This window comes from Kitasatospora sp. HUAS MG31, from assembly GCF_040571325.1.
GTDB classification, from domain to species: domain Bacteria; phylum Actinomycetota; class Actinomycetes; order Streptomycetales; family Streptomycetaceae; genus Kitasatospora; species Kitasatospora camelliae.
The window spans coordinates 5802153-5814045 of record NZ_CP159872.1 but is presented as its reverse complement, the minus strand read 5'-3'; the positions used below and the strand labels follow the sequence as shown (position 1 = coordinate 5814045).

The following is an 11893-nucleotide window of genomic DNA, read 5'->3' as shown; positions in this document are numbered from 1 at the left end:
AGCCTCCTGTAGCGGAATGGTGTGCCTGCGGTCAATGTGACTCGTTCGGTTGCTGCCAGGAGTCTGCGGACCGTGACGGCCCGGAGCACAGTGTTCCCCTCACGATCGCGGCATGACATTTTCATGGTCGTCCTCATGACCCCCTCACTGGGCTGCGGAGCTCTCTGGTGCGAGGCTCGATCGACGCTTCAACGAGAGCCGCCGGGCGGACGACCGACGGGTGAGGCTGAGAGGAGAGAGCACCATGGAGATCAAGGTTCTGGGCCCGCTGAAGGCCCACGAGCACGGGGTTTCGATCGTCCCCAGCGCGGCCAAGCCCCGTCAGATACTCGCGCTGCTCGCGCTGCAGGCTGACCGGGTGGTGACGGTGCCGACGCTGATGGAGGAGATCTGGGGCACCGACGTCCCGCGGAGCGCGGCCACGACGCTGCAGACGTACATCCTCCAGCTCCGCCGCAAGATCGCCACCGCGCTGGCCGGGGACCCCGACGTCCAGGCCAAGGACGTCCTGGTCACCCAGCACGGCGGCTACCTGCTGCGGGTGCAGCCCGGCCAGACCGACATCCTGGAGTTCGAGCAGCTGGCCGCCTCCGGCCGGGCCGCGTACGACGCCGGCGACTTCGCCGCCGCCTCCGAACTGCTCGGCGGCGCACTGGCGCTGTGGCAGGGTCCGGCCCTGGTGGACGTCCGGGTCGGGCCGGTGCTGGAGCTGGAGGTGCTCCGGATGGACGAGGACCGGATGGCCACCCTGGAGCGCCGGATCGACGCCGACCTGCGGCTCGGCCGGCACAACGAGGTGATCCCGGAGCTGCGGGTGCTGGCCGCCCGGCACCCGATGCACGAGACCTTCTGTGCACAGCTCATGTTGGCCACCCACCGGTCGGGCGGCGCCTGGCGCGCCCTGGAGGCGTACCAGCGGCTGCGCGGCACCCTGGTCGACGAGCTCGGCCTGGAGCCCTCGCCCCGGCTGCAGCGGCTGCACCGCGCCGTGCTCTGCGGCGACCCCGCGCTCGACCTGACCACCACCTCCGCGGTGGTCTGACCCGGGCCGAGCCCGCGTCCCCGCCTGTCTCCCCCACCCGCACCGCACCGACCGGATCCGCCGCCCCCGCGTGCGCCGATCCGGTTCGGCGACCCGATCGTTCGTGTACGGATTCCCACGCTTCCGGCGCAGCCGCTCCCCGCGTCCGACCGACTCCCCGCCCGCTCCGGGCACTCCACGGGGACCCGAGCGGGTGTCGAGAGCCGACCCGAACCATGACGGCACCGGTTAGCGACGGCACGTCACGAGCGGTAGCCCCGACCGGCCCGGTCGGCCGGGGCGCGGAGGAGACCCCGAACCCGCCCCGGCCACCGCGACCGATGAAGCAGCGGCCCAACCGAAGGGAACCACAGTGGCCCGCACAGTTCCGACCGGCAGGAGCCCGCAGCGGCGACCGGCCCCGATGAAGGCGAGGTAGCGGCGATGCGCAGAGTCGTCATCACCGGTCTGGGCGTCGTGGCGCCCGGCGGTGTGGGCGTGAAGAACTACTGGGAGCTGCTCACCTCGGGCCGCACGGCGACCCGGACGATCTCCTTCTTCGACGCCTCCCCGTTCCGCTCCCGGGTCGCCGCCGAGTGCGACTTCGACCCCACCGCGGCCGGCCTCAGCCCGCAGGAGATCCGCCGGCTCGACCGGGCCGCCCAGTTCGCGGTCGCCTCCACCCGCGAGGCGCTCACCGACAGCGGCCTCGACCTCTCCACCCTCGACCCGGGCCGCATCGGCACCTCGCTGGGCAGCGCCGTCGGCTGCACCACCAGCCTGGAGCGCGAGTACGTCGTGGTCAGCGACGGCGGCAAGAAGTGGAACGTCGACCACCAGTACGCCGTCCCGGAGCTGTACCGGCACTTCGTGCCCAGCTCGATGGCGGCCGAGGTCGGTTTCGCCGCCGGCGCCGAGGGCCCGGCCGTGGTCGTCTCCACCGGCTGCACCTCCGGCCTGGACTCGCTCGGCCACGCGGTCGAGCTGATCCGCGAGGGCACCACCGACGTCATGATCGCCGGCGCCACCGAGGCCCCGATCTCCCCGATCACCTCGGCCTGCTTCGACGCCATCCACGCCACCACCCCGCGCAACGACGACCCCGAGCACGCCTGCCGGCCGTTCGACAAGACCCGCAGCGGCCTGGTCCTCGGCGAGGGCGCGGCCATCCTCGTCCTGGAGGAGCTGGAGGCGGCCCGCAAGCGCGGTGCGCACATCTACGCCGAGATCGCGGGCTTCGCCTCCCGCTGCAACGCGTACCACATGACCGGCCTCAAGGAGGACGGCCGTGAGATGTCCCAGGCCATCGACGCCGTCCTGGCGGAGTCGGGGATCGGCCCGGACGGCATCGACTACATCAACGCCCACGGTTCGGGCACCAAGATGAACGACCGTCACGAGACCGGCGCCTTCAAGCGCAGCCTCGGGGAGCACGCGTACAGCACCCCGATCAGCTCGATCAAGTCGATGATCGGCCACTCGCTCGGCGCGATCGGCTCGCTGGAGATCGCCGCCTGCGCGCTGGCGATGGAGCACGGCATCCTGCCGCCCACCGCCAACCTCCACGAGCCCGACCCCGAGCTCGACCTCGACTACATCCCGCTGGTCGCCCGTGAGCAGCAGACCGACACCGTGCTCAGCGTCGGCAGCGGCTTCGGCGGCTTCCAGAGCGCGATGCTGCTGGCCCGGCCGGAGAGGAAGCTGTCATGACCGCCACCACGGTGGTGACCGGCCTGGGGATCGCCGCACCCAACGGCCTCGGCACCGAGGACTACTGGAAGGCCACCCTGGCCGGCAAGAGCGGGCTCGGCCGGATCACCCGGTTCGACCCCGAGCAGTACCCGTCCCGGATCGCCGGGGAGGTGCCCGGCTTCGTCGCCGAGGACCACATCCCCAGCCGGCTGATGCCGCAGACGGACCACATGACCCGGCTCGCCCTGACCGCCGCCGACTGGGCCATCAAGGACTCCGGGATCGTCCCCGACCAGCTGCCCGAGTACGCCATGGGCGTGGTCACCGCGGCCTCCGGCGGCGCCGTCGAGTTCGGCCAGCGCGAGCTGCAGAACCTGTGGAGCCAGGGCAAGGAGTACGTCAGCGCGTACCAGTCCTTCGCCTGGTTCTACGCGGTGAACACCGGTCAGATCTCCATCCGGCACAAGATGCGCGGCCCGAGCGGCGTGCTGCTCAGCGAGCAGGCCGGCGGCATCGACTCGATCGGGCACGCCCGCCGGCACGTCCGCAAGGGCATCCCGGTGGTCGTCTCCGGCGGCGTGGACGCGGCCGTCTGCCCCTGGGGCTGGGTGCCGCAGATCGCCTCCGGCCTGCTGAGCACCGAGGACGACCCGACCCGGGCCTTCCTGCCCTTCTCCGCCGAGGCCGGCGGCTACGTCCCCGGTGAGGGCGGCGCGATCCTGATCGCCGAGGACGCGGAGTACGCCCGCTCCCGCGGCGCCCGGATCTACGGCGAGGTCGCCGGCTACGCGGCCACCCTCGACCCGGCGCCCGGCAGCGGCCGCCCGCCCGGCCTGCGCCGGGCCGCCGAGAACGCCCTCGCCGACGCCGGTCTCACCGCCGCCGACATCGACGTGGTGTTCGCCGACGCCTCGGGCGTGCCCGAGCTGGACCGCGAGGAGGTGGACGCCCTGGTCGGCCTGTTCGGCGAGCGCGGCGTCCCGGTGGCGGCCCCGAAGACCATGACCGGACGGCTGCTGGCCGGCGGCTCCGCGCTGGACGTCGCCACCGCGCTGCTCGCGCTGCGCGACGGGGTCATCCCGCCGGCCGTCCACGTCACCGCCTCCCCCGAGTACCCGATCGACCTGGTCACCGAGGTCCGCGAGGCCCGGCTGGACACCGCCCTGGTGCTCACCCGCGGCCACGGCGGCTTCAACGCCGCCCTCGTCGTCCGTCGCAGCTCCTGACAGCCGTCCGCGAGCTCGCTCCCCGCCCACACACCGTCAAGAGAGGACCGAACATGTCCATCACCACCGCAGTCACCCTCGCCGACCTGACCCGGATGCTGCGCGAGTGCGCGGGCGAGGAGGAGGGCGTCGACCTGGACGGCGACGTCATCGACACCCCCTTCATCGAGCTCGGCTACGACTCCCTCGCCCTGCTCCAGGTCATCGGCCAGATCCAGCGCGAGTACGGCGTCGTCATCCCCGACGACGCGGTCGTCGACGCGGAGACCCCGCGGGCGCTGCTCGCCCTGATCAACGCCGCCGACTGACGCACCTCCCCCGCGACTGCCGTCCCGCCGGCCACCCCGGCGGGACGGCAGTCGCACATCCGAGGACTCCCGCCATCCGAGGACCTCCGACCGGGGGCGGCCCAGGGTCACCCCTGCCCACCCGCCAGCGCACAAGGAGACCACCGATGTCCCTCACCGCACACACCGCGGTGACCCGCCGGCTGACCGTCGAGACGGGATCAGGCCCGTCCCGCCGGACCGCCGCCGAGGTCCCCGGACCGCTCCTCGACGCCCTGGGCCACCACCGCCCGGAGCGGCTGCCCGCCCGCACCGTCCTGTACGTCGGCGGCTTCCCCGCCCCGACCCGCCCGTCCGCCGACCACCGCGGCCTGCCGGTCCGCACCGAGCCCACCCCGGGCCGGGCCCTGCGCCTCGCCCACCGCGAACTGCAGGCCAAGACCGCCGACCTCGCCCTGGTCGCCACCCTCGACGAGCCGGAGACCGGCGCCGTCACCGTCCAGGTGCTGCGCCGCGCCGCCGAGGCGGTCGCCGAGGGCGGGCCGGTGATCGGCGTGCTGGACCTGGCGGACGTCTCCGGCGAGTCCGGGCTGTCCGGGCTCTCCCGGCTCTCCGGCGAATCCGGCCTGTCCGGTGACGAGGAGCAGGCCCCGGTGGTGCGGCCGCTGCGCAACGGCGTCCGGGCCGCCGACACCGAGGGCCACCGGCTGCTGATCTGGTCGGGCGCCGACGAGCCGGACGAGACCCGGGTCCGCCGCGACCTGCTCTCGCTGCTCGACGACCTCGCCCCCGAGGCGTTCGCCGGCCTGCCCACCGCCGTCCCGTACGGCCGCGCCTTCGGCCCGGTCCGCGCCTCCGCGGTCACCACCGCCCACCGCGCCCCCGCCGACGTGGCCGCCGCCAAGGCGGTCACCACCCGCCACCAGCGCCCGGTCGCCCTGCTCTTCCCCGGCCAGGGCTCGCAGCACACCGCGATGGCCGCCGGCCTGTACCGCCGCGACCCGGTGTTCACCGCCGCCGTGGACGCGGTGCTCGACCTGATGGGCGAGGACGGCCCGGCGATCCGCGCCGACTGGCTCTCCGACCGCCCGGTGATCGACATCGACGACGTCCGGCGCGCCCAGCCGCTGCTGTTCGCGGTCGACTACGCCCTCGGCCGGACGGTGCTCAGCTGGGGCGTCCGCCCGGTCGCCCTGCTCGGCCACAGCGCCGGCGAACTGGTCGCCGCCACCCTGGCCGGCGTGGTCTCCCTCCCGGACGCCGTCACCATGATGCGGGAGCGGGTCACCGAGGCCGTGAAGATCCCCGCCGGCGGCATGCTCGCGGTCGCCGCCGCCGAGCGCACCCTGCGGCCGTACCTCGCCGGCGACGTGGCCATCGCCGCCGTCAACGCGGGCCAGCAGACCATGCTCGCCGGCTCCACCGGCCCGCTCGGCGAGGTCGCCTCCCGGCTCCGCGCCGACGGGCACACCGTGGTCGCCGTCCCCGCCACCAGCCCCTTCCACTCCCCCGCCATGGCCCCCGCCTCGGACGCCCTGGAACTCTCCTACCGCGGCCTCGACCTCCGCGAACCCGAACTCCCCTTCTACTCCGGCTACACCGGCGAGCTGATGGGCCGCGAGGAGGCGCTCAGCCCGCGCTACTGGGCACGCCAGGTCACCGACACGGTGAACTTCGCCCCCGCCCTGGACCAGCTCCTCGCCGCCGACGACGTCCTGCTCGTCGAGGCCGGACCGCGGCAGACGCTCACCGCCTTCGCCCGCCGCCACCGCGCGGTCCGGGTCGGGGCCAGCGCCGCCGTCCCGCTGCTGCCGGCCAAGCCCGGGACGCCGGAGGACGACCGCCGGGCCGTCCTGACCGCGGCGGCGCGGATCTGGTCCGAGGGGCACGACCTCGACCAGGAGGCACTCTCCCGACTCTGGACCTGGCGGCAGGAACCGGCGGGGACGGACGTCGCCCGGCCGGTGGTGGCCGGGGCGACGGCGGCCGGATGAGAGGCGACCACGGGGAAGGGCCGGGACGGAGAACGGCGGCCGGGATCCTGCGGGCCGTGGGGCGGGCGGTCATCGAGGCCGGCCTGATCTGGGTCTGGGTCCCGCCCCCACCCGACCCCGAACCCACCCACGGCCCGCCACCCCTCCACCCCGAACGCCTACGCCCCGACCTCCCCCTCACCCCCACCGAACGCCACCTCGCCCACCAACTCCGCGACCTCGCCGGCTACCTCTGACGGGGCAGCGGCACGCGTACGCACCCGGTCACCCCAAGGGGCGCGGGTAGGCGCCTGACAATCGGGCACCCACGCGCCCCTGTCTGTGCCTGACCGGTTACCCCAGGCCTGTGCAGAGCCGGTTTCACGGGGTGTGGCGGTAGGTGGGGCATTCGTCGGCGGTCGGGGAGCAGAGGGCGACGGTGGTGGGGTCGAGGACGTGGAGGACGACCTGCTGGACCTGGTAGAAGCAGGCGTCCTTCACCCGGTCCGCCGAGACGGCGAGTCCCTCGTAGTGGCCGCCGGAGCCGTTCACGGTGGCGGCGGCGGGGTCGGTGGGCGGGCCGAGGTCCTGGGTACAGCCGACGGGGTCGAGTGCCGGGGTGCCCGCGCGGGTGAGGGTGACCCGGTAGGCGTCGGGCCCGGCGGGGTCGAGCCGGAGTTGGACGGCGGCGGCCACGCCGGTGCCGAGGTAGGTCCCGGCGGTCGGCACCGGCCCGCCCCCGGCGGAGGGCGAGGCGGAGGGCTGCGGGATGGCGGAGGTGGCGGCGCCGGAGGGCGCGGTCCCGGCGCGGTCCCCGACAGGGCTCGCCACGCCGGCCGTACCCGCCGTGCCGGGGGTCTCCGCGGGGGCCAGCCGCTGGCCGATGTAGGTACCGACAGCCAGGGTGACCGCCGAGAGTCCGACGGCGAGGACGGCCGTCCCGGCGCGGGAGAGCGAGCCGACCGGGGTGTCGGCCACGGCGGGTGCTGCCGTGGCCTGCCGGTCGCTCCAGCGCGGGGGTGGGGTGTCGCCGGCGGGTGCCGGGCGGGTCCGCAGCGGGATCCGGGCGGCGAGGAACAGGCAGCCGGTGAGGGTGAGGGCGATCAGGTCGGCCTGCCAGATCCACGGGGCGACGGCCGGGCCGTGGCGTTGCCGGGCGGCCGCGGCGGAGGCCTTGAGGTCCTGGCGGTGGTCGCGCAGCCGCCGGGCGGGCGTCCCCGGGGACGCTCCGTCGGCGCCGGCCGTCAGCCGGACCTCGCTGCCGAACACCAGGTCGTGCACGCAGCGGTGCCGCCGGTCGCCGAGCGCGGCCAGCGCGCCCAGTCCGAAGACGTCCACCAGCAGGTAGCCGACCGAGGGGCGGCCGACGGCCCAGAGCAGTCCGCGGGCGGTCGGGGGCGGTGCGGAGCCGTCGGTACGCACCACCCGCAGGCCGAACATGGCCTTGCCCGCGGTCCGGCCGGTGAGCCAGACCTGGGTGGCGTGGGCGCCGACCAGGCCGAGCAGGTATACCAGCAGGAAGGCCAGCACGGCCGGGACGGCCCCGCCCGCCCGGCCGGCCGCCAGCGCGACCGCGGCCCCGGGGAGCAGCGTCAGGGCGAGCACCAGCAGCAGGTCGGCGGCGATGGCCGCGATCCGCAGGGCGTGCGGGGTGACGCGGGCCGCGCCGGGGTCGGGGCGGTGCGTGACGGACATCTCGATCGCCTCCCGTACCTCCACCATAGGAGGAGGCGCCGCGGGAGGTCCCGCCGCGCGGGGGCACCAGCGTGGGTGCGCGGCGGGGAGGCCCCGGCGGGTGGCGGGTCAGGCGAGTTCCAGCACCAGCTTGCCGACGTTCTCGCCGCGGAAGAGCATCTGCAGGGTGTCCGGGAAGTCGTCCACGGTGCCGCGGACCACGTGCTCCTTGACCTTGATCCGCCCGGCGGCGATCCAGCCGGCGAGCTCCTTGGCGGCCTCGCGGAACCGCGGGGCGTAGTCGAAGACGACGAACCCCTCCATCCGGGCCCGCCGCACCAGCAGGCTGAGGTAGTTGGACGGCCCCTGCACGGCGGTCTCGTTGTTGTACTGGCTGATCGCGCCGCAGACCACGACCCGGGCGTGCATGGCCAGCCGGGCGAGGGCGGCGTCCAGGATGTCGCCGCCGACGTTGTCGAAGTAGACGTCGATGCCGTCCGGGGCGTGGGTGCGCAGCGCGGCCCGGACGTCCTCGGTCCGGTAGTCGACGGCGGCGTCGAAGCCGAGCTCCTCGGTGAGCATGGCGCACTTCTCGGGGCCGCCAGCGATGCCGATGACCCGGCAGCCCTTGACCTTGGCGATCTGGCCGACCAGGGTGCCGACGGCGCCGGCCGCGCCGGAGACCACCACGGTCTCGCCCTCCCGGAGGGCGCCGACGTCCAGCAGGCCGAAGTAGGCGGTCATGCCGGGCATGCCGAGGGCGCCGAGGTAGGTGGGGAGCGGGGCGAGTGAGGGGTCGACCTTGACGGCGCCGCGGCCGTCGGAGACCACGTACTCCTGGACGCCGAAGGTGCCGACCACGTGGTCGCCGGGCTTGAAGTCGGGGTGGTTGGACTCGGTCACCTCGATCACCGAGCCGGCCCGCATGACCTCGCCGAGGCCGACCGGGGGCAGGTAGGAGGGCCGGTCGTCGAGCCAGCCGCGCATGGCGGGGTCGAGCGAGATGAAGCGGGTGCGGCCCGCGAACCGGCCCTCGCCGGGGGCGTCGGCCGGTGCGGTGACGTGCTCCCAGTCCTCGGGCCTGACGTCACCGACCGGACGGCCGGCGAGGCGGATCTGGCGGTTCGCTCCGGACATGGCGACTCCTTCGCTGCGGGGCCCGGCCGGGGGCGCGGGCGGGCACGGCGGGCCCGCGGTGGGCCACGGGCAGAGTCTAAGCAAGCGCTTAGTCATCTGGCCAGGGGCCCGTGGGCCTCCCCCGCGCGGACCCGCCGGCGCGACCTCACCGTCCGGGGGCGGCGACTGCCGCGGTCAGCTCGGCGAGCAGCTCCTCGCCGTCCCAGCGGCGGGCCCCGCCGGCTCCGGCCCGTTCGGCCTCGCGGACCAGCTCGGCCAGCCGGGCGTTGGCGGGGGCCGCCAGGCCGTGCCGGGCGGCGAGGGCCACCACCTCGCCCTGGAGGGCGTCGATCTCGGTGGGCCGGCCGCGCTCCAGGTCCTCCCACATGGAGGAGCGGGCGCGGGCGTCGATCCGCAGGCTGGCGGCGGCCAGCCGCCGGAACAGCGGGTCGGGCAGGCGCATCAGCCGGGGGGTGAGGGAGGTCGGCAGCGGGCCGAGCCGGGCCGGCCGGACTCCTTCGGCGCGGAACGCCGCCAGCGCCTCCGCCTGGCACATCGCGGTGCACAACCGGTAGGCGCGCTGCCCGAGTTGGTCGCGCAGCGGGAGGCCGGACAGGGCGTTGACCGCGTTGTTGAGGTTGAGCAGCAGCTTGCCGTGCTGGATGGCGGGCATGTCGCGGCGGACCTCGGCGGGCAGCCCGGCCCGGGTGAGCGCGGCGAGCAGGCCGGCGACCCCCGGCGCGTCCTCGACCATCAGGCTGCCCGCGGTGCCCTGGTGGAAGGTGCCGGGGACGGTCTGCAGCACGTTGTACGGGACCATCCCGGCGAGCACGGTGCGGCCGGGCAGTTCGGCGCGCAGCACGGCGGGGTTGCGCAGCCCGTTCTGGAGGCTGACCACGACGGGGTCCGGGCCCAGGTGGGGGGCGAGTTCGCGGCCCGCGGCGGCGGTGCCGGAGGACTTCACGGTGACCAGTACGTAGTCGGCCCCGGCGGCGGCCTCCGGCCCGAAGGCCAGGGTGAAGGCGTCCCGGTCGACCCGCCGGTCGGGCCGGCCGGCGGCGGTCAGGGTGAGACCGTCCTCCAGGGCCTCGGCGAGGGCCGGGCGGCCGATCAGCGTGACCTCGGCGTACGGCGCGAGGTGGCCGCCGAGGTGGCAGCCGATGCTGCCGGCGCCGAAGACGGCGATCCTCGGGCGCTGCTGCGGTGCGGTCGGGGACATCGGGGCGGCCTCCGGGCGAATCGGACGTGACGGGTCAGGGCTGACGGGCGGGACGGGCGGGCCACAGCATGCGCCGCCCCGGCCGCCGGGGGCAACGCCCGCACCCGTCACGCCTCGACGACGGCTCGACCACTCCTCGCCCCCGGCCCGTGATGCCCTCGGATAAGGATTGACAGATTGGCATGCCCGCTGCGATCTTGGCGTGACCACGTCGGCATGATCGCCGGCGGCCTGCCCGGCCGCCCGACCTGCCGGTGGGACGCCGGCCGGGGGGCTCGTGGCGTTGCTCGTTCATGTGCGAAACGTGAAAGGTCGTGGGGGCGTTGGGCCGCAGTACGCGGGCGCGGGGGGATGCGTCGTGATCCTGGTGGTCATCGGTGCGAACGAGAACGTGGCCCGGGCGGCCGCGTCGCTCGGCACGGAACTGGTCCATGTGCAGCTGCCCGGGGCACCCGAGATCGATCCGGGTGGCGGGCGGATCCTCCGGGTGGACTTCCGCGATCCCGCGGTCTTCCTGCCCTTCGTCGACGAGGTGCTCGCCCCGCTGGCCCCGACCGCCGTGGTCTCGCTCACCGAGCCCGGCCTGGAGCCGGCCGCGGCGGCCAACGCCCGGCTGGGCACCCCCGGGCCGAGCCCGGCCGTGGTGCGCGCCACCCGCGACAAGCTGACGATGCGCCGGATCCTGGAGGAGCGGGCCCCGCACCTCAACCCGGCGTTCGCCCCGGGCGACGACGAGGCCGCCGTGGAAAGGCTGTTCGCCACGCACGCCCAGGTGGTGGCCAAGCCGGTGGACGGGGTCGGCAGCAGCGCGGTCGACCTGGTGTACGCGCTCGGCGACCTGCCCAAGGACCGCCGCACCTCCGCCACCCTGCTCGAACAGTTCGTCGGCGGGCGGGAGTTCAGCATCGAGTGCCTGTCCTCGGGCGGGCGTCACACCATCATGGGCATCGCCGAGAAGGGCGTCACCGCCACCGGGTTCATCGAGCTCAGCCACCTGATGCCGCCGCTCTCCCTGGACGAGCGGCGCCGCGCCCTGGTGGAGGAGGCCGTCCGGGAGCTGCTGGACGCACTGGGCCTGACCGACGGGCCGAGCCACACCGAGGTCAAGGTGGACGGCGACAAGGTGACCGTGATCGAGACCCACAACCGCCTCGGCGGGGACGGGATCGCCGACCTGGTCCGGCTCACCACCGGCGTGGACTGGCGCCGGGCCGCCGTCGGCTGGGCCGTCGGCGCCGGGGCGGAGCCCGAGGCCCCCGCCGCGGCCTGCGCCGCCACCGTCTTCTTCACCGCCCAGCCCGGCCGGGTCACCGCCGTCGCGCCGCAGCCCGAACTCGCCCACGGCACGGTCGTGGACTGGTCGATGACCGTGGACGTCGGCGACCTGGTCAACCCGCTGCGCAGCTCGGTGGACCGCCTCGGCGTGGCCACGCTGACCGCGGCCGACCCACGGCGGTGCGCCGCCGCGATCACCGAACTGACCGCCAACCGGATCGTGACCACCGAGCCCGTCCCGACCCTCCGCTGACCCTCCGCCGCCCCGGCACCGGGGCGGCACCCTCCCCGCTCCTCCCCGCGCCGCGGCCCGGCCCGGCCCTGCCCGCGCGCGCCCGCTCCATCCGAGTTCCCTCCCCACCACGGAGTCCGGTCCGCCGGCTCCCCGGTCGGCGTGCTCCCGCATGCCC

General features: G+C 75.1%; 10 protein-coding genes. 7 read left to right on the top strand and 3 right to left on the bottom strand.

Translation table 11 applies throughout. The features are described 5' to 3' along the window. The first annotated feature begins 244 nt into the window (after positions 1-244). The 6 genes from ABWK59_RS25955 to ABWK59_RS25930 all read left to right on the top strand — a co-directional run bounded on the left by ABWK59_RS25955 (position 245) and on the right by ABWK59_RS25930 (position 6456). Positions 245-1042, top strand: coding sequence for an AfsR/SARP family transcriptional regulator (locus ABWK59_RS25955; RefSeq protein ID WP_354643029.1), 798 nt, complete (start codon positions 245-247; stop codon positions 1040-1042). Between the two features lie 423 nt (positions 1043-1465). Further along, positions 1466-2731 (top strand): beta-ketoacyl-[acyl-carrier-protein] synthase family protein, encoded by a 1266-nt coding sequence (locus ABWK59_RS25950; protein ID WP_354643028.1) that lies wholly within the window; start codon positions 1466-1468, stop codon positions 2729-2731. After that, positions 2728-3939, top strand: a complete 1212-nt coding sequence (locus ABWK59_RS25945) for a ketosynthase chain-length factor (protein ID WP_354643027.1) — start codon at positions 2728-2730, stop codon at positions 3937-3939. The genes ABWK59_RS25950 and ABWK59_RS25945 overlap by 4 nt, the downstream gene beginning before the upstream one ends. A 53-nt stretch (positions 3940-3992) precedes the next feature. Continuing rightward, complete coding sequence (locus ABWK59_RS25940; protein WP_354643026.1) at positions 3993-4247, top strand: acyl carrier protein; 255 nt, start codon at positions 3993-3995, stop codon at positions 4245-4247. A 146-nt stretch (positions 4248-4393) separates the two neighbouring features. After that, positions 4394-6220, top strand: coding sequence for an acyltransferase domain-containing protein (locus ABWK59_RS25935; RefSeq protein ID WP_354643025.1), 1827 nt, complete (start codon positions 4394-4396; stop codon positions 6218-6220). 56 nt (positions 6221-6276) lie between these two features. After that, entirely contained in the window at positions 6277-6456 is a 180-nt protein-coding gene (locus ABWK59_RS25930) for a DUF6059 family protein (protein WP_354643024.1), read from the top strand. Between the two features lie 124 nt (positions 6457-6580). Here the strand turns inward: ABWK59_RS25930 and ABWK59_RS25925 are convergent, their stop codons facing one another. The 3 genes from ABWK59_RS25925 to ABWK59_RS25915 form a co-directional block, all read right to left on the bottom strand. After that, a complete protein-coding gene (locus tag ABWK59_RS25925; RefSeq protein WP_354643023.1) occupies positions 6581-7894 on the bottom strand; it encodes an RDD family protein in 1314 nt (437 codons plus the stop codon). A 108-nt stretch (positions 7895-8002) separates the two neighbouring features. Continuing rightward, positions 8003-9010, bottom strand: a complete 1008-nt coding sequence (locus ABWK59_RS25920) for an NADP-dependent oxidoreductase (RefSeq protein ID WP_354643022.1) — start codon at positions 9008-9010, stop codon at positions 8003-8005. A gap of 145 nt (positions 9011-9155) precedes the next feature. Continuing rightward, positions 9156-10208, bottom strand: a complete 1053-nt coding sequence (locus ABWK59_RS25915) for a 2-dehydropantoate 2-reductase (protein ID WP_354643021.1) — start codon at positions 10206-10208, stop codon at positions 9156-9158. Between the two features lie 358 nt (positions 10209-10566). On the opposite strand from ABWK59_RS25915, the gene ABWK59_RS25910 reads away from it, so the two are divergent. After that, positions 10567-11736, top strand: a complete 1170-nt coding sequence (locus ABWK59_RS25910) for an ATP-grasp domain-containing protein (protein WP_354643020.1) — start codon at positions 10567-10569, stop codon at positions 11734-11736. Positions 11737-11893: the final 157 nt, after the last annotated feature.

Coding starts and splice junctions, on each gene's coding strand:
- ABWK59_RS25955 (WP_354643029.1), top strand. CDS start 245: ATGGAGATCAAGGTTCTGGGCCCGCTGAAGGCCCACGAGCACGGGGTT.
- ABWK59_RS25950 (WP_354643028.1), top strand. CDS start 1,466: ATGCGCAGAGTCGTCATCACCGGTCTGGGCGTCGTGGCGCCCGGCGGT.
- ABWK59_RS25945 (WP_354643027.1), top strand. CDS start 2,728: ATGACCGCCACCACGGTGGTGACCGGCCTGGGGATCGCCGCACCCAAC.
- ABWK59_RS25940 (WP_354643026.1), top strand. CDS start 3,993: ATGTCCATCACCACCGCAGTCACCCTCGCCGACCTGACCCGGATGCTG.
- ABWK59_RS25935 (WP_354643025.1), top strand. CDS start 4,394: ATGTCCCTCACCGCACACACCGCGGTGACCCGCCGGCTGACCGTCGAG.
- ABWK59_RS25925 (WP_354643023.1), bottom strand. CDS start 7,894: ATGTCCGTCACGCACCGCCCCGACCCCGGCGCGGCCCGCGTCACCCCG.
- ABWK59_RS25920 (WP_354643022.1), bottom strand. CDS start 9,010: ATGTCCGGAGCGAACCGCCAGATCCGCCTCGCCGGCCGTCCGGTCGGT.
- ABWK59_RS25915 (WP_354643021.1), bottom strand. CDS start 10,208: ATGTCCCCGACCGCACCGCAGCAGCGCCCGAGGATCGCCGTCTTCGGC.